At 48.0% G+C, this 18,119-nt stretch carries 13 protein-coding genes and 1 tRNA gene; 4 read left to right on the top strand and 10 right to left on the bottom strand.

The genetic code is table 11. The annotated features are described in order from the left end of the window. Positions 1–51: 51 nt before the first annotated feature. Complete coding sequence (locus CRO74_RS14490; RefSeq protein ID WP_097126751.1) at positions 52–765, bottom strand: arylesterase; 714 nt, start codon at positions 763–765, stop codon at positions 52–54. Positions 766–875: 110 nt separating this feature from the next. On the opposite strand from CRO74_RS14490, the gene CRO74_RS14485 reads away from it, so the two are divergent. The 3 genes from CRO74_RS14485 to CRO74_RS14475 all read left to right on the top strand — a co-directional run bounded on the left by CRO74_RS14485 (position 876) and on the right by CRO74_RS14475 (position 4,996). Continuing rightward, on the top strand, positions 876–1,568 hold the full coding sequence (locus tag CRO74_RS14485; RefSeq protein ID WP_097126750.1) for an ABC transporter ATP-binding protein: 693 nt from the start codon (positions 876–878) through the stop codon (positions 1,566–1,568). A gap of 81 nt (positions 1,569–1,649) precedes the next feature. After that, the gene (locus CRO74_RS14480) at positions 1,650–4,157 is read left to right on the top strand and encodes an ABC transporter permease (RefSeq protein ID WP_097127108.1); all 2,508 of its coding nucleotides are present in this window, start codon (positions 1,650–1,652) and stop codon (positions 4,155–4,157) included. 152 nt (positions 4,158–4,309) lie between these two features. After that, positions 4,310–4,996 carry a thiopurine S-methyltransferase gene (locus CRO74_RS14475; protein ID WP_097126749.1) on the top strand — a complete coding sequence of 229 codons (687 nt, stop codon included), beginning with the start codon at positions 4,310–4,312 and terminating at the stop codon, positions 4,994–4,996. A 63-nt stretch (positions 4,997–5,059) separates the two neighbouring features. Here the strand turns inward: CRO74_RS14475 and CRO74_RS14470 are convergent, their stop codons facing one another. The 5 genes from CRO74_RS14470 to CRO74_RS14450 form a co-directional block, all read right to left on the bottom strand. After that, the gene (locus CRO74_RS14470) at positions 5,060–5,686 is read right to left on the bottom strand and encodes an ABC transporter ATP-binding protein (protein WP_097127107.1); all 627 of its coding nucleotides are present in this window, start codon (positions 5,684–5,686) and stop codon (positions 5,060–5,062) included. Between the two features lie 73 nt (positions 5,687–5,759). Further along, positions 5,760–6,557, bottom strand: coding sequence for an acyl-ACP--UDP-N-acetylglucosamine O-acyltransferase (gene lpxA / locus CRO74_RS14465; protein ID WP_097127106.1), 798 nt, complete (start codon positions 6,555–6,557; stop codon positions 5,760–5,762). 50 nt (positions 6,558–6,607) lie between these two features. After that, entirely contained in the window at positions 6,608–8,002 is a 1,395-nt protein-coding gene (locus CRO74_RS14460) for a bifunctional UDP-3-O-[3-hydroxymyristoyl] N-acetylglucosamine deacetylase/3-hydroxyacyl-ACP dehydratase (RefSeq protein ID WP_012930933.1), read from the bottom strand. A gap of 111 nt (positions 8,003–8,113) precedes the next feature. Then, complete coding sequence (gene lpxD, locus CRO74_RS14455) at positions 8,114–9,142, bottom strand: UDP-3-O-(3-hydroxymyristoyl)glucosamine N-acyltransferase (RefSeq protein WP_097126748.1); 1,029 nt, start codon at positions 9,140–9,142, stop codon at positions 8,114–8,116. Positions 9,143–9,302: 160 nt separating this feature from the next. Next, on the bottom strand, positions 9,303–10,565 hold the full coding sequence (locus CRO74_RS14450) for an HD domain-containing protein (RefSeq protein WP_097126747.1): 1,263 nt from the start codon (positions 10,563–10,565) through the stop codon (positions 9,303–9,305). Positions 10,566–10,690: 125 nt separating this feature from the next. On the opposite strand from CRO74_RS14450, the gene CRO74_RS14445 reads away from it, so the two are divergent. After that, positions 10,691–10,764: transfer RNA gene (locus CRO74_RS14445), tRNA-Ile, on the top strand. A 47-nt stretch (positions 10,765–10,811) separates the two neighbouring features. On the opposite strand, the gene CRO74_RS14440 is transcribed toward CRO74_RS14445, so the two are convergent. The 4 genes from CRO74_RS14440 to CRO74_RS14425 form a co-directional block, all read right to left on the bottom strand. Beyond that, the gene (locus CRO74_RS14440) at positions 10,812–12,611 is read right to left on the bottom strand and encodes an alpha-keto acid decarboxylase family protein (RefSeq protein ID WP_097126746.1); all 1,800 of its coding nucleotides are present in this window, start codon (positions 12,609–12,611) and stop codon (positions 10,812–10,814) included. Positions 12,612–12,633: 22 nt separating this feature from the next. Next, positions 12,634–14,616, bottom strand: coding sequence for an FAD-dependent oxidoreductase (locus tag CRO74_RS14435; protein WP_097126745.1), 1,983 nt, complete (start codon positions 14,614–14,616; stop codon positions 12,634–12,636). Between the two features lie 371 nt (positions 14,617–14,987). Next, complete coding sequence (locus CRO74_RS14430) at positions 14,988–16,043, bottom strand: ferritin-like domain-containing protein (RefSeq protein WP_097126744.1); 1,056 nt, start codon at positions 16,041–16,043, stop codon at positions 14,988–14,990. Positions 16,044–16,064: 21 nt separating this feature from the next. Beyond that, the gene (locus CRO74_RS14425) at positions 16,065–18,014 is read right to left on the bottom strand and encodes a hypothetical protein (RefSeq protein ID WP_097126743.1); all 1,950 of its coding nucleotides are present in this window, start codon (positions 18,012–18,014) and stop codon (positions 16,065–16,067) included. Positions 18,015–18,119 lie beyond the last annotated feature (105 nt).

The raw sequence follows: 18,119 nt of genomic DNA, 5'->3' as shown, positions 1-18,119 counted from the left end.
CTTATTTTAGCCTTCGGCTACGCGGGCTGAAGAACCGCGATACGTAAACCCTCATTTCAAAATAGGCTGAATAATTCCCCAGACCGTGTTTGCCACGATCTTGTGCCCGGCGGGTGTCGGGTGAATACCATCGGGCTGGTTCAATTTAGGAATCCCGCCAACGTTTTCGAGCAAAAACGGAATCAGCACGGCCTTATTCCTGTCGGCCAGTTCTTTATACAACCCCCGAAATTCTTTGGCATAACTCGTGCCCATATTGGGCGGAATCTGCATACCTGCCAGCACGATCGTAGCTTGCGGGCTCTTTAGCCGAACGGTATCCATGATGGCCTGTAAATTCTTACGGGTATCGGCCAGCGGAAGGCCACGCAGTCCATCGTTACCGCCCAGTTCAAGTACAAAGACAGCTACCGGCTGGCGCAGTACCCAACCGATTCGGCTTTTGCCACCGGCGGTCGTTTCGCCACTTAATCCGGCATTGACAACAGTGTAATTCAGACTCAGCGAGTCGATCTTTTTGCCGATCAGAGCCGGAAACGCCTGCGACGGCTCTACCCCATAACCAGCCGTCAGGCTATTGCCATAAAACAGTATGGTTTGTTTTTTAGCTGGAACGTCCGATTTTGCCTTAGCCTGTTGCGCGGATGCATTCGTGGCACTGTCGTTCGTTTTGGTATCGGATGAGCCACAACCCCAGACCGTTAAGACCAGCAGCAACCCGTTTATCACAGAATGGAGTGATTTAGTATTCACGCAGAACTTCATAAAGAGTACATCAGTTAATTAAACGCAAAGAGCGCCAAGATTACTTTGCGCTCTTTGCGTTATCCTAGCGTCTTTGCGTTTAAAAAGTCGCAACAACCCTTTTTTGTTCCATGAGCATTCTTCGCGTCGAAAATCTGACGAAAACTTATTCGAGTGGGGGTCAGGATCTAACCGTGTTACACGGCGTCAACTTCACCCTCGAACCCGGCGATACATTTTCCATCGTTGGCCCATCGGGCAGCGGCAAAACGACCTTACTGGGCTTGTGCGCGGGCCTGGATCGCTCTTCGTCGGGTAGCGTTTATCTGAATGATGTTCGGCTGGATACCCTCAACGAAGACCAGCGGGCGGCTATTCGCAACCAGTACGTTGGCTTTATCTTTCAGAATTTTCAGTTGCTGCCTACGCTCACCGCTCTCGAAAATGTGATGGTACCGCTCGAACTTCGTGGTGAGAAAGGAGCCGCTAAAGCCGCTCAGGCTCTGCTGGAACGCGTGGGTCTGGGTAAGCGCGGGCACCACTACCCTACTCAACTCTCCGGGGGTGAGCAGCAGCGGGTATCGCTGGCGCGTGCCTTTGCCAACCGGCCCAAACTGCTTTTTGCCGATGAACCAACCGGCAACCTCGACGCCGATACCAGCGCCACGGTTGTCGACCTGCTCTTTGAACTCAACCGCGAAGCCGGAACAACCCTCGTTCTGGTCACGCACGATATGGAACTGGCCGCTCGCACCCAACGGGTCATCCGAATTAAAGGCGGAACGGTCGTAGAAGAATTAGTGAATGAGAGAGTGATTCAATGATAGAATAAGTAAAGCCGCAGCCTATTCACTCATTCTATCATTCACCCATTGAAAATTATGAACACCTCCTGGCTTTTTAAAATGGCCTGGCGCGATAGCCGCCGGAGCCGACAGCGGTTACTTTTGTTTATGTCGGCCATTGTGCTGGGCATTGCCGCTTTAGTAGCCATCAACTCGTTCGGCGATAACCTCGCCCGCAGTATCGACGACCAGGCCCGCGAATTGCTCGGTGCCGACCTGACGTTTTCCTGGAGCCGACCACCCTCCCCAAAAACGGCAAAACTGGCAAAGACACTCGGCCGCGACCGGGCCTACGAAGTTTCGTTTGCCTCGCTCGTGTCTACACCCAAAACGGGGGGCGTCCGACTGGCGCAGGTAAAAGGGCTGGAAGGAAATTTCCCCTACTACGGCACCTGGGAGGTGCAGCCTGCGTCGGCCGTTCAGGCGTTTCGGCAGGCGACCCAGCGGGTGGCGCTGGTGGATGATGGGCTGCTGGTCCAGCTTGGTGCTCAACCCGGCGACTCCGTTCGGGTTGGAAATTTATCATTCCTGATTGCCGGGCGGGTCACTAAAACACCCGGACAGGCGGCTATTGCGGCCACGGTGGCACCCACCGTTTTTATTCCCAACCAGTTTCTGGCCAGTACCGGCCTGTTGCAACGCGGCAGTCGGGTAGCATACAAATATTACTACCAGTTTGCACCCGGCACAGATGTTGAAAAATACGTTAAAACCATCTCGGCCCGATTGGACAAAGAAGGCATTAGCTACGATACCGTTGATGGACGTAAGAAACAAACCGGCCGCTCCTTCGCTGACCTCACCAAATACCTGAGTCTGGTGGCCTTTGTGGCGTTACTGCTGGGCTGTGTGGGCGTGGCGAGTGCGGTGCAGTTGTACGTGAAAGAAAAGGTAACGTCGGTGGCTATTCTGCGGACACTCGGTGCCAGCGGTCGACAGGCGTTCCTTATCTACCTTATCCAGACAGCACTTATGGGCCTGCTGGGCGCGGTTATTGGTGCGCTGGCCGGGTCGGCTGTGCAGTTGGTCCTCCCTCGTGTGTTCAGCAACTTCCTGCCGGTAACGGTCGAAACGTCGCTGTCAGGCTCGGCCATACTCGGCGGCATTGGTACGGGAGTACTCATCTCGGTACTGTTTTCACTGCTTCCCCTGCTGGCCATTCGCAATGTGTCGCCCCTCCGAACGCTCCGAAGTTCGTACGAAGCCGATCTGAGTAACCGTGACCCCTTCCGGTGGCTGGTTTACCTGCTGGTGCTTGGGTTCATTGTCGGCTTTGCGTATCTGCAAACCAAAAACTTCATGCTGGCGGTTGGCTTTACGGGAGGTCTGGCGGTTGCCTTCGGCATTTTGACCCTGCTTGGTCTTGGGCTCATCTGGCTGGTACGTAAGTTCTTCCCGGCATCATGGAGCTACGTCTGGCGGCAAAGTTTAGCTAACCTGTACCGTCCTAACAACCAGACGCTTATTCTTGTCACGTCCATCGGGTTAGGCGCGTTCCTGATTGCTACGCTTTACCTCACCCAGGGCCTATTACTGGGCCGCGTGGAGCTATCAGCCAGCGGTAAACAGCCGAACATGGTGCTGTTCGATATTCAGAATACGCAGATTGCGGGTATCCGGTCGCTGGTAACGAAACAGAAACTACCCATTTTGCAGGAAGTTCCGGTGGTGACTATGCGCTTGAACGACATTAACGGAACCACCAACGCTGACCGTAAGAATGCCAAAGACACGACCGCCAAGACCCCCAGTTGGGCGTTCACCCGCGAGTACCGAGTCACGTATCGCGACACGCTCATCTCGTCGGAGAAGCTAGTTTCAGGGAAAGCGCCTTACCAGAAAAACGGGGCTATTTATGTATCGATCGAGAGTGGCTTTCTGGACCGGATGCACCTTAAGCTGGGCGACACGCTTAACTTTAATGTGCAGGGCGCGCCCATCCAAACCATTGTGGGCGGCACCCGTGAGGTAGAGTGGAACCGGGTACAAACCAATTTTCTGGTCGTCTTTCCGTCGGGTGTGCTGGAGCAGGCACCGCAGTTTCACGTGCTGATGACCCGCGTACCGGACAACCAGACCTCGGCCGTATTACAACGTGCTCTGGTCAGTAACTTCCCGAATGTCTCGGCCATCGACCTCGGTCTGATCCTGAAAACAGTCGACGAGATTCTGGGGCAAATTTCGTTTGTGATTCAATTCATGGCACTGTTCAGTATACTGACGGGTCTGCTGGTACTGGCCAGTTCGGTCGTTATCAGTAAATACCAGCGGCTCCGCGAGAGTGTTCTGCTGCGGACGCTCGGTGCCAGCCGTGGACAGATTCTGCGGATTACAGCGCTGGAATACGGGTTATTGGGCTTGCTGGCTGCACTTTCAGGCATTTTACTTTCGCTGGTTAGCACGTGGAGTCTGGCCCGGTTCGTCTTCGAAGTTCCCTACCAGCCCAGCATACTTCCGTTACTCGTTGTTGCTTTCACCGTCACGGCGCTGACGGTAGTAATCGGCGTTTTCAACAGTCGCGAAGTACTGGTCAGGCCACCGCTGGACGTATTGCGGGCGGAGGGGTAAAGCCCGTCTCTACGTAGTTTCCCCCGCGTATCTCACTGATACACGGAAATATACGGCATTTATAAAACACGTACATCCGCGCTAAAACCCGGACGAATGAGGAGAGAACTTTGTATCACCAAACTACGCAAACCCCTCTCCTCTTTTACGTCATGGAAAAAGCATTCTGGATGAACTCCTGGGAATTAGAAGGTCCTTACACTAGCTTTCACCGCAAAGACATCCACCCTTACCTGATCAAGCATCTCCCACCATTCTCTCTCGAAGGCCAGTCCGTCTTCGTTCCGTTGTGCGGCAAAAGTGTTGATATGATTTACTTCAGCCACTTCGCCAACCGAGTGGTAGGGGTCGAAATTGTTGAGAAAGCAGTTCTCCAGTTCTTTTCCGAAAATCAACTGACGTATAAGCGCGTTGGGAATCGGTTCGTCTCAGGGAACATTACCATTTTCTGTTGTGATCTATTTACGCTGACACCCAATGATCTTGGTCCCATCGACATCGTTTACGACCGGGCTTCCTTGGTAGCCCTACCCGAGCCCATGCGGATGCGTTATCTGCAAACCCTCGAAGAGTTGACGCCGGTAGGTGCGCTGACATTCCTGAATACGGTGGAGTACGCGCCAACGCTGCCATCGCCCCCTTTCAGCATTTCGCCCCGCGACGTTTCGTCGTATTTTTCCAACTACGTAATTGATCACGTCGAAAGCCCGGTGCTGCCCAACCACGGCATGGTGCGCAAGTTCAATCTGTCGTTTCTGATCGAACATGGCTTTCTGATGCGGAAACTGTATGATTCGCCGGTCAGAATCGGGGAAGAGCAGATGGCCGAAGCCCTCTAAAAACGTTTCTTTTCGACTATTGATGGGGTGCCGTCTGGTTTTTAAACCGGGCGGCACTACTATTTACCGCACCTTCCACTGCATTACATCCAGCACATTGGGGCAGAAATCGTACTCGTCGGGTTGGTTGGAGCCAATTAGCAGAAGCTGGTTGGCGTCGAGTTGGCGAACCTGCTCGTGGTACCAGGCCGCCCCCTGCCGGTCGAGGTTGGAAGTGGGTTCGTCGAGAATAACGATGGGTGAATTGGAGAAAAAAGCCAGCCCGAGTTTAACGCGCTGCTTCATCCCCGACGAGAAGTACTTTATCTCTTTGTGCCGGGCCTGCGTCAATAACAGCCGCTCGGCAACGGCTTCGGGGGTGAGTTTATTTTTGAATGGCTTGAACGTCTGGTGAAATGTCAGCAGTTCATCCAGCGTTAGTTCTTCCACCAGTTCGACGTACGGAGCGGCAATGCTCACCTGCCGAAACCAGTTATCGGGATCAATGAGCGTATTATTCTGCGAATACGTGAGAGTGCCTTCGGTAGCGGGCAGATTGCCAGCCAGCAGTTGGAGCAACGTCGACTTGCCACTGCCGTTTGGCCCCACAAACGTGTAGCTTTCCCCGGCGTGGAGCGTTAGGTCGACCCGCCGAAAAATCCACTCCTTCCGATATTTTTTACCGATTCCCTCGGTAGCGATTGTCAGCATTATGTGGCAGCCCAGTGGCACTGATGGCGCAAGGCCGGGCCACGTTGGCTCTGGCCTTGTGCCATCTTCCTATTTATTCCCGTTCAACATTAGTGGTTGACGGGCCTTTCATAATCCCGCGTTCCGACGACCGGATGAAGTTCACAATCTCGTCGCGTTCGTCTGATGGCGGCAGTTCAAGTTCAATTTGGGTCAGGGCATCGGCATTGTTCAGACCGCGCATGTAGATGTAGCGGTAGATTTCCTGGATTTGATTGATCTTATCGTTTTCAAATCCGCGCCGACGCAGACCAATGGAGTTGATACCCGTGTAGGATAGCGGTTCGCGGGCGGCTTTGGTAAACGGTGGCACGTCTTTGCGCACCAGCGAGCCACCGGAAATCATGGCATGAGCGCCAATCTTTACCCATTGATGTACCGAGCTGGACCCGCCAATAATGGCCCAGTTGCCCATATGGACGTGGCCGCCCATCTGCACATTATTAATGATCAGACAATGGTTCCCGATCCGGCAGTCGTGCGCCACGTGTGCGTAGGCCATTACCAGGCAATCCGATCCAATTTCCGTCTTCCAATGCTCCTCCGTTCCCCGGCTAATGGTAGCGTACTCACGAATGGTCGTATTATCCCCGATGTACGTCCGGGTATACTCATTGTTAAATTTTAAATCCTGGGGCGTTGCAGATATGACCGCTCCGGGATAAATCTTACAATTCCGGCCAATGCGAGCCCCTTCGTTGATGACAGCGTGGGAACCAATCCATGTTCCTTCGGCAATCTCAACGTCTTTATGGATAATAGCAAATGGCTCGATCACCACGTTCTGCGCTATTTTCGCTTCGGGGTGGATATAAGCTAATGGTTGAATCATGTTTTTTACGATGAATGATGAACGATGAATGAAAACGGATTCATCATTCATCATTTCTTTTTAACCAGGCTGGCAATCATGTCCGCTTCACAAACCAACTGATTGGCTACGTAGCCCCGGCCCTGCATTTTTACAATACCGCGCTTCATGGGTGATGTGAACTCACACTTAAAGATTACCGTATCGCCGGGCAAAACGTTGCGCCGGAATCGGCAGTTTTCAATACCTACCAGAAATGGCCAGTAGTTTTCCGGATCAGGAACGGTGCTAAGAACGAGAATGCCACCCGTTTGTGCCATAGCTTCGAGTTGCATGACGCCGGGCATAACCGGATTTCCGGGGAAATGGCCCGGGAAGAACGGCTCATTCATCGTCACGTTTTTGATACCCACTACGCTATTCTCGTCCAGCGCAATGATTTTATCAATCATCTGAAACGGGTAGCGGTGCGGCAGCAGCTGCGAAATCCGGTTGATATCGAGTACCGGCGGTTGCGTAGGGTCATATTTAGGCACCTGGTTAACCGCGTTCTTCTGAATCAGTTTCTTGATTTTTTTGGCAAACGCCACGTTGGCCGCATGGCCGGGCCGGGCGGCCAGAATCTGCGCCTTGATGGGTCGGCCAATGAGGGCCAGGTCTCCCACCATATCGAGCAGTTTATGGCGGGCCATCTCGTTGGGGTAGTGCAGTTCCAGGTTGTTCAGAATGCCCTCCTGTTTGTTGACGCTTACCTTCGGCTTCTTAAGCAGGTCGGCCAGATAGTCCAGCTCGCCATCTTTCACTTCCCGATCCACAATAACAATGGCATTGGTCAGGTCACCGCCTTTAATAAGGTTCTGCTTGTACAACGCTTCCAGTTCGTGCAGAAAAACAAAGGTGCGGCAGTTGGCAATTTGCTCCGGGAACTGACTAATGTCGTTCAGGTACGCATGCTGGCTACTGATGACCCGCGAGTTATAGTCGACCATCACCGTAAGCCGATAATCATCCAGCGGCAAGGCCGCCAGTTCGATGTCTTTCTCCGGATTGCGGTAATGCACGTATTCACTTACTTCGAAATAGTTACGGCTGGCATTCTGCTCTTCAATCCCGGCTTCGCGCAGGGCATTGATAAACTGAATGGACGACCCATCCATAATGGGTGGTTCGGGACCATCCAACTGAATCAGGACGTTATCCAGCTGTAAACCCACCAGCGCTGCCAGTGTATGCTCAACGGTATGAATCCGCGCGCCACTCTGCTCGATGGTCGTTCCCCGCGACAGGTCCACCACGTTATCCACGTCGGCATCCACAATAGGTTGCCCCGGCAAGTCGATGCGTTGGAATTTATAACCGTGGTTCGTTGGTGCAGGCAGAAAGGTCATGGTTGCAGAGACCCCTGTGTGCAGGCCCACGCCCGATACCGATATGGATTTCTGAATCGTCTGTTGTTTGGTATTCATTCGTTTTCAGCTTCAGATTATCGTTCTGAGTTTATGATAAATGGTTAGCAGATGCGCCTGTTCTGGCGTCAGCCAACCATTATCGCAAGTCCAGAAACGATAAATCGTAAACTATTTTTCGGTTTTCTTTTCCAGTTTTGTTACCCGTTGCTCTAATGCGGGCAATTTTCGAAAGATTGCCTGCGAGCGCATGTTATCACGCATTAAAAAGGCATGGGAACCATTGAGCGAAATACCCTCTTCTTCTACATTTTTACCCACTCCCGACTGCGCGCCAACTTTTGTACCGTTGGCAATAGTCAGGTGACCGGCAAATCCAACCTGCCCGGCAATAACGCAGTTCTCGCCGAGTTTTGTCGAACCGGCAACACCCGTTTGGGCGGCAATCACTGTATTGCGGCCAATATCGACATTGTGCCCAATCTGAATCAGGTTATCCAGCTTAACGCCCTGTCGAATGATGGTTGACCCCATCGTGGCGCAGTCGATCGTTGTCCCGGAACCAACATTTACGCAGTCTTCCAGAATAACGTTGCCAAGCTGGGGTATTGTTTTGTACGAACCATCCGGTTGTGGCGCAAAGCCAAACCCTTCACTACCGATGACGGCATTAGGATGAACGACGCAGTTCTTACCAATGATACAATTATCCAGCACACGAGCGCCCGGATGAATGATCGAATTATCGCCAATGCGAACATTATTACCCACATAAGCGTGTGGATAGATTTTGACGTTTTGCCCGATCTGGCAATTTTTACCGATGTATGAAAAAGCACCCCGGTAAATCTGCTCGCCAAACTGGCTACCCTCGCCCACATAGGAAGGTTGTTCTACACCAATGCGGGCAAAACTTAATTGTCTGTAATATTCTTCCAGCAGTTGAGCAAAGGCAGAGTAGGAATTTTCTACAAAAATCAAGGTAGACGAAACCGGCTGTTTAGGCTGAAACGACTGGTCGACAATCACCGCCGATGCCTTAGTGGTATACAGAAACGGTTCATACTTGAGATTCGACAGAAACGATATATCGCCTGGCTTCCCTTCTTCAATTTTGGCTAATCCGGTGATAGCCAGTGTTTCACTTCCGGCTACTTCGCCCCCCAGCAGTGTGGCAATCTGCTTGACTGTAAACTTCATATAGATATGACTACCGTCGCAAAGCACTCAATTTCTGCGATCGATTGGACCGCTAAGGTAACTAACAAATTGCACTTTGCGGATAAAATCGCCCGGAAATAGTTCGTAAGTTGGTAAGTTTCCATTCCATTAGCCAGATCAGTTTACCTGGTATAGCCGGTTACTGACTCACGGGTTTACTCAATACCATCAATTCTTTTGCCCAGCACACATAATAGCGACGTACGATATTGGTGAGCACCTGAATATTCGACAAGTCGGAGGCATCGGCAATGTCGATCACCTTACCCGATTTGAGCTTAATACTGATCCGGTCGCCGGAGGGCAGGTAAGCAGCATTGGTCGCCTGCCCTTCGACCAGAAAATAAGAGCACTGTTCGTCGGTCAACCCCAGTTCATGCAGTTGGTCCTCCAACTCAACCAGCAACTCACCGGCAAAGGGCTCTGTCGATAACATGATTTTGAACAGCTTCCGGTCGAGCAGCATCTGGCAAAGCGTCGACAAAACAAAATCGGGATGCAGCGCCCATTGCTTGATGCAGAACCAGACATCGAAATCGTCGAGCCGGGTAAAGGCATTCAAATAGGTCTGGTTCGTTCGAAAATCGGCTAGTGAGATACTGTCCTGTAGAAACAGCCGAAACGATTCCGGCGCAAAAACGGCTCCGGGGCCCGTCTGCTGAATCAGGAAACGTGCCCGTCGTAAAATCTGAATCAGCATGGACTCGGCACAAATCGAGGTTTTATGCAGATACACCTGCCAGTACATCAGCCGACGGGCGTTGAGAAAGTTCTCGACGCTCAGAATCCCTTTGGCTTCCACCACCAGTTGATCGTTTACCAGATCGAGCATTTTAATGATCCGCTCAGCCCCAATGGCCCCTTCGGCTACGCCCGTATAGTAGCCGTCGCGGTTAAGGTAATCCATCCGGTCCATATCCAGCTGGCTGGATATCAACTGGTGAAAAAACGGGCGCTCGTAGGTTCCTTCAAACATCCGAATGGCCAGCGAGAGGGCCCCGTTGAATTGGCGGTTGAGTTCGCGCATGAGCAGCAACGAAATTTCCTCATGGGGTACATCTTCCAGCAGGCAACATTCCAGCACGTGCGAAAACGGGCCGTGACCAACATCGTGGAGCAGAATGGCAATCTGGGCGGCTTCACACTCCTCACCACTAATGCTATGCCCTTTACTTTGCAGGGTACTCATGGCCTGCCCCATGAGGTGCATAGCACCCAGGGCGTGGTGAAAGCGGGTATGCAAAGCACCCGGATAAACGTACTCGGACAGGCCTAACTGCTTGATACGCCGAAGACGCTGGAAGTAAGGGTGCTCAACCAAATCGAACAGTAATTCGGTCGGGATGGTGATAAACCCATAAACGGGATCGTTGAGAATTTTCTTCTTGTTAGGCGCTGACATTCAGCAAAGATACCGGACTGGATTGCAGGATTGGCAGGATTCTGGAGCGAAAAACCGGTTAAATCTGTATTGCTGTCAAAAATTTTGTAAATTTGCATGCTGATTCAGAGCAATCGATCAGCAACGGGCTTGTAACTCAGTTGGTTAGAGTGCCTGACTCATAATCAGTAAGTCGCAGGTTCGAGCCCTGCCTGGCCCACGAACAAAAAAGTCGCTTAGCAGAGATGTTAAGCGACTTTTTTGTTTTTAATAAACACCCGCTGGTGGCCATTTTGGGTTCTGAATTTCGTCTTCTCCAACGGACATACTGAGCGTTCGACCGATAGCAGCAGGGACTGACGTTTGAGGAATTATGACTTCGATCAAAAAATTTGAGTGAGTATCTTTTCTAATCTCTTCGAGTATACTTTGTAGTTCAACCAAAGTTGAAGCCTTTCTGCCTTTACCGCCAAATACCTCAGGAAGCTTGCTATACTGCCAGGCTGGTAAAACGTTATACGGATAGACATCGTCCAGTTGCTGGTCGGGATAATTAATAGGCGGCGTCCTGAAAACGTTTGGATTGACAATCTCCTGTTCAATACCATAAATGCCATTTGCCAGAACAAAAACCACGTTGTTTTGTCCGTATGCATGGTGATCAGAAATTGCCTGACAGGTTTCCTGAAACGCACCATCACCAACAACGACAACCACTCGCTGGTCAGGCTGTGCACATTTTACACCTGTCGCTGCGGCAACTGAATAACCGATGGAAAGCCACGAGGCTTGTGCTACAAAACCATCCTTAGCAGGGACCTTTAAACCTTGTGCCCCTATCAATGAAAAACCAGCGTCAACGACCAGCGTAATTTCTTCCGTAATCCAGTCTTGAAGTACAGAAAAAAAACTATCATAATCCAGTGTAGCGGTAGCGTGTTCAGTTCTCTTAAGCAATACACTCTCCTTGTTCAGACGCAGTCCCTTTAACTGTGTCTTGTTTTCTCTTTTACCGGCAGACAAAGCTTTCCGAAGCTTTTCCATATAATCACCGAGGCTGACTAAAGGGAAATATAGGGATCCTACCCAAATACCATTATGGGCAGCAAGAATGGTATGGTTACTACGTATATTTTGATTGCCCGTATTTTTACCGGTAGTCCATGCACCAAGCCCGATTATAACACCATCTGATCCTACAAGTGATTGAATTTCTTTTTGGGTCAATGTGACGCAACCTTCAAAGAGTGGATTCAATTCACTGATAACCGACTTGCTCAGGGGTGAGGTCACAAAGTGAACTGCTTCGTGATTTTTAATTCCATAAGCTTTGTTAACAGTATCCAACAGTTGTAGAAAGGATTCTTCCAAGCCAAAACGCTGAATCTCAATACCTGCCCACAATAGCAATCGAGAAGTAGAGGCCAATACGTTCATAGTAGCCAGTACGGCTGCGTCAGTTTCACTACTACTTTTAATTGCGCCAACTCCTGTAGTCAAAAGTCCCTTTGGCGGGTTGCACAGCGCCCTCCATACGTCTTCCGTTACCTCGATGTATACAGGCCGTTTATACGTTAGCATTGCGGTTAATACCGAATCAATCTGGTAACAGGCTTGTACGGCATTCGTTATACGCTCGGCCGCAACTGTTACTCCTCTAAACATGTCAATATTAGGTAACACATCACCGGTTGTATGGGCATACATGAGTCCGGCATTCCGTTCTACGCTTTCTTCTTTATTCGTAGGTGCGCCGTTAATTAATATAAGTGACACTTGCTCCGTATACGAACCGGCTATTGTGTTCAATAGGCTGTAAGCACCAACGCTGTAAGTAACGTACAACCCCGCCATTCCTTTAAGACGTGCATACCCATCAGCCGCATAGCCCGCACACATTTCATTTGCATTATGGGAGATTACGATAGGTGATATTTTATCGGATAGAACGGTATTCAGAAATGGGGCCGTGTAATTACCTGCCACGCCAAACAGACGGTCAAGCCCCACTTGTTCCAGGCGTTGTTTCAGGTATTCGGCTACCGTAATCTTCGGTTTAACACTCATGCTGTTTGTGGAGTTTAGCTACTTATAACTGACCTTCCGGGCTGTCGAAATAAGTAAGTTTAATACCGAGAAGCGGGTCGGTTACTTTACCCTGTGCCTGTACAAGGATTTTTTTTCGTTCGGGCTTAAAATCAGGATCAATATGTTTCTGAATCATCTCAGTTGATTTTTTGGAGTAACTTTCTGAAACAGCCTGCATTGGAGAAACGTGGTGTTTGTCTTTATATTCTTTTGCAATAGACTCCAGTTCAAAGCCTTCTTTTGCCAGCACCAAATTAGCTGAACGCAATGCTCCTTCAACCCACCCCTGGTAGTCCGAATAAGCCTCTCCACAGGTATAAATATTTTCAAGAGGTTGCGTAAGGTACTCTATCACTTCTTTATCATTAGCCTGAATACCCCATTGATGAACTCCGTAATCAAATTGTTCACTTGGCGGAAGATTATAGAGCGAAGAACCTTCCCAAATACGAGCGCTGGTCAATATAGGCTGTGGTACGAAATTGGTATTAAATATCTGCTTGAAGAAGGTAATAGCGGCATCCACTACTGCCTGCGAAGCAGGAAATACAACTTGTGGTGTTTGCTTATTGAGATCTTCTTGCTTTGTCGAAGTGAATAATGGTCCATTGCGCTGCAGCGCCTTCCAAAAATTGATATTCATGAAGTCACAATAAATCGTCAAGGCTGCGGGCCGATCAAATTTTGTTAATCTTATTGCATCTAGTTTGGATTGTAGTTTTTTTGGTATCGGCTTTCCTACTGTCTGCATATACTTTTCATATTCCAATGCAGCAATAGTGGCTTCGTCGATAGCATAAAATGGATAAACAGATCCAGTTGGAAGGTCAGAAAAGTTCGGCCCATACTCAACAGAAGGCTGACCAGTTAAATTAGTAGCCCACCAAGCCTTTTCAAAATAAAGGTTGATTTTCAGGAGTGGTTGATTGGTAGTGGTTTGTAGGTTATTCCAAAGTTTTTCTGCCATGCTATCCGGAAGTATGTTCAAAGCATTTGACTTGGTGAACAATTGCTCTAACGGAAGACGTGGTATGCACAAAATGATTTTTTTTGCGAAAATTTTACGTTTATTAAAATTCCCATCTTTATCCTTACTGGTATATGAAACAGTATAATAACCATCAGGTGTACGTTCGTCAATGCTGGTGACTTGAGTATCCAAGTAAATTTTATCCTTGCCGATAGCTTTAACCAATGCGTTGGGTAGCGTACTAAACCCATTTCTCAATGTTTTAAAGTCGGGGTTGGCTGGAAAATCCTCAAGCAGTTGGTAAGCTTCGCCGGCATTCATCGTTGATAAAAACGTACCATTAAATCCCGACAGACCGTAAAGCATCGTAATGCACTCCCTCGAATAACCCATATCGGTAAACAGGTTCCAGAGGGTCCAGTCTACCAATGGAACTCCTTTCCATTTACACTCTAAGCGAAATGCCTGCCAAAATTCAGGCGTCCGATTATTGGGAGCGGGACGATCGGTAAACTGAGGGTTAGTAGCCAGAATCCTGTTAAACACTGTATCAATTATTGAATTTGGATTTACATTTTGCTCGTCAGGTGAAAGGTTATAAAGTTCGCTCCAAATAGCAAAGTTATCTGCTGCAGAAATAGTGTTATTAAAGCTTTTTCCTCTGAAATATAGCCGGTTATTTCCATTCGTTTTCATTGGGAATGGAACTATATCGCTATCTAATTCTAAAATCAGTAGCAAAGCCATCAGATTTTCCATTAAGTCAAAGGTAAAGCGCATCCCTCCCTCTTCTTCCCGAACGGTTTCATTATAATTAAATTTAATAAGATCGGAGTCAAGGCGTCCTCCAGTACGCCATGATTTCTCAAAAACAATAACTTTATGTTCAGGAAAATTCCTATTAATCTGCCAGGCACTGTATAGTCCCGACATGCCAGCACCAACAATCAGAGTATCAACTTTCTCTGGAATGGATTTTTTAACAGCAATGTCTTTAGATGTAAAATGTTGCATAATATAAAGATCAAATTTTGTAAATAATTATTAAATAATGAAACTACTATTTCCAAGAAATATTTTCTTGGGAAAATAAATATCAAGTAAATCAGCCAACGCTTCAGCCCAGTATAAGAAGGCTCTTTAAGCAATACTGATTTAAAAAATTATTTTAATCAGTATTGCTTAAATAATTCAGACACCAGCGGCTAAATCAGATATTTTTTACGCTAAATGAAACTTTGTCCTTCTATTTATAGATCTAATTTCAAATCCACTTAATTCGAAAAGACGCATCAGACCAATCCTTCACCCTGCCAAAATAGAGTTCTATAGATAAACTATTGGCACGTTTCTAGATAGAGCTTATATTGAAACTTTACTTTTTTTTAAATTGGCATACCAGGTTTGAAAAACTCAAAAGAGGGCCCTACGTTATAACCTGGTTTGCCTGGAAAAGGAGTAGCACATAATTTTTCGGCAGTGAGCCTAAGATCAAACATTAAACCAATTGTATTTCCCAGATTTTCAGGCTTGCCGTTAAATGTATCATGCAAACCGAATAATAAAGATGAGTAGATGGTGTTAAAATTATTCATCAGTATTTTAACTTCCGAACCTTCAGGCAGTGATGCTGTTTTTGTGTTTGGATACAGCGAATAGACACCGTTATGATCAAAAGCTATGTCAGCTCCTGAAAAGGAGAAACCATTAGTAGCTGTTGAATCCGCTACTAATGTTTTTCCCCGAGAAAGTTCTTCAAACCGGTAATAATGAGCAAACTCACCATCTTCCCCCTGAGCATAGGGTGATTTTGTTGTTCCCTCTCCCTGTTCAATGATAACATTTATAGCGTTTATGGCATCTTCTTTTTTGATTATTGGAAAAAGAAGTTCCTTTTTAAAAAATGAAGGAGAGGTTACTTGCTTAGTAGAGTCTCCGGGAAGTATATCAGGCGCCAACGCAATAATCTGATTCTGTAATGCCATATAAAACTCCCCAATGGTACTATATTGGGGTTCTTCGGACTCAAAAAGAGCTTTGAATACCAGTGGATGCTCCGGTTCTTCAATTTTCATGAATACGTCTTCTACCACTTTAGTACTATAGGCTTCTAAGCCTACCTGCAATCCTTGCCCGATACCCATGGGTAGTGGACCTGGGTAAGAAGGAATAAACTGTGGGTTGTTTATTTGCGGGCTTCCCCCTAAAGCATTAAGAATATTAGCAGCTATTGACATGTGCATCATTTCTTCAACCACTACCGAGTAGATTATTTTTCGCTGTCCCAAATTAGCCCCAGGCTTAAGCGAAAACATGGCTGTTAGGTAAGGGGGTATGGTAGCATGCTCTAATTCAATGGCCATTTGCACCTTATCGAACAAGTGTTCCAGCGATGTAGCTTCTTTTATCTGGTGAATTATTTCCGGTTTTATTTGGATCATTTTGCAGTCATGTTTGGATTGTTACAAATTCTCGAATAGATTTTGAATTACTGGGAAAGACGGCATGGAGCCGTTTTTGGCCTTAATTACATTTCGGTAATCTTGTTGGCTTTCAGTCAATGGGGTTCCAGCTCCCAAAGGATTTTGACTAATTGGGACGGGCGGGTTTTCATTTGTAGGATCATTCGCTTCCGGTAATTCTCCATATTCCAGCCACTTGATAATGGCCTCCCGTTTGGCCTTTGACAGATCGCGCGTGACCGGCATATGCATCGTATTAGTAATAGGCTGCTTAAAGGCAAAGAGCAGTCTTGCCTTCTTAAGTTTCAGATCAACCGGGTCAGATAGGTTAACCAAATACTTACTCATAATTGGGTATAGGTTACTGTATTGTATCAGCGTTGACTTAATTGCCTCCCAGGTTGGTGGTTCTGGTACGTCAAACTGATCCCGAAGATGAACAGCAATTATATCGCGCATCATGGCAAAGTCGTTGTAGTCGTTAGGGTATGTCTCTAACGTATACTGAAGCGTATAAACCTGCCCATCAATATATTTTCGTGGACTGTGAATAGCCTTTCCCAGGATTTTTAAACAGGCAAGGCCCTGCTGATCAGTAAATATGCCGGAGGCAAATTTTAGCCCATCGGAGGGGTAATTATTACCGTAGACGATACTGATTGGATTGTTTGGTCCGAGGGGGGTATCGGCTGTTGGAGAGTCTAACGTTACGTTGATTGCACTATTGGCGAACGGTTTACCCCATCTATAAGCGTAAAACGCAATGGTACTTTCGTCATCGGTGTCAAGGCGCTGGACAAAGTTATCCGCTCGCACATAAAGCCCCTCCACTGACTCTCTGGCAATAATAGCCAACTGGCCAGGGGTACTTGCCGACGGGCTTACCAATAACAACTGATTATGCGTCAACGAAGAGAACGTCAAATCGGGCAGGTTTGAAAACGAAACAATACCCCCCGTTTGGTTAAGCCAGTCGGCACTACCGGTTTTGTACTCGACCGGACCAATTTTCAGAAAATCTGTCGGGGTAATGTAGGTAGCTTCCTGTGCTGGCCCTTGATTAACAGGGATTTTCGCTACACCTAACAAAAGCGGGGTTGTTAATGAAATACATCCCAAAGCGTCAGCAATTGGAAAACTGCTGCCAAAATCTACGGTAAGCCGTTTCGTTTCAGGCTCAGTGATAAAATTACTTATTCTGAAATAGGCAGGTCCTCTTAAGCCTACAAGTCCATATAGCCGACGGCCCGGAAGAAAGGTATCCGGCTCGCCTTTAAACCAGGGGCCAATTGAACCGAGAATCCGGCCAAGTGAAAAACGACCATCCTGACTATGGTTGTAATGATAGCCAAATGCATTTAAGTTAATACTGAGCTTGTTTTCATGAGTAACCTCTTTTAGTTTTTGTAGAAAGGGAGAAGACGCCAACGCTTTTTCGCCCCATTGGACATTAGTCATAACCGATGTCCAGGTTCCACCCAAAGGTTGGCCATTTGTTTTTCCACCGTCGGTTTGCCGAAACTGTAAATCCCGGAAAGCAGTGGTAGCTATGTCGCCTTGAAATAGCAGTTCGTTACTGGCGGTGAAAAGTCTTAGCTGTACACACCATAAAGCAGATACCCCTTGTTGGTCAGGATCCAAGTCAACCATTTTACCGGTGGGCCTCCCCTCAGGACCGCCCACAAACTGACCTAGTATCATATCCGAACCAGGATCAGACTTCACTGTTCCGTCTTCGAATGTCAACTGACTGACTTTGCAGTTTAAAAAGTTAAAAACAGCTCCCCCTTCCGGATTCCACCAGCCATTTGGATCGTTCGAGTCAGACGGTATTTGAAACGATGGCTTAAATGTCTCATTGTTATAGTGTGCTGTGTCGTTGTTTACCGTGGACACATCGGATTGAAAATCGCCGTTGAAGGTTAATCTAGGTGAATTTAGGTAGGACATATGTTACAATTTTAGTGTTTGTTACTCAGACAAAAAGTTATTCTTTCTAGTCTAACATATAGAGCGGGGGCGTTATGACCGTGTTGTCAGGAACTCTTTCATACG

This window comes from Spirosoma fluviale (genome assembly GCF_900230225.1).
Lineage (GTDB): Bacteria > Bacteroidota > Bacteroidia > Cytophagales > Spirosomataceae > Spirosoma > Spirosoma fluviale.
The sequence above is the reverse complement of the archived record's forward strand: the minus strand, read 5'-3'. Positions and strand labels throughout refer to the sequence as shown.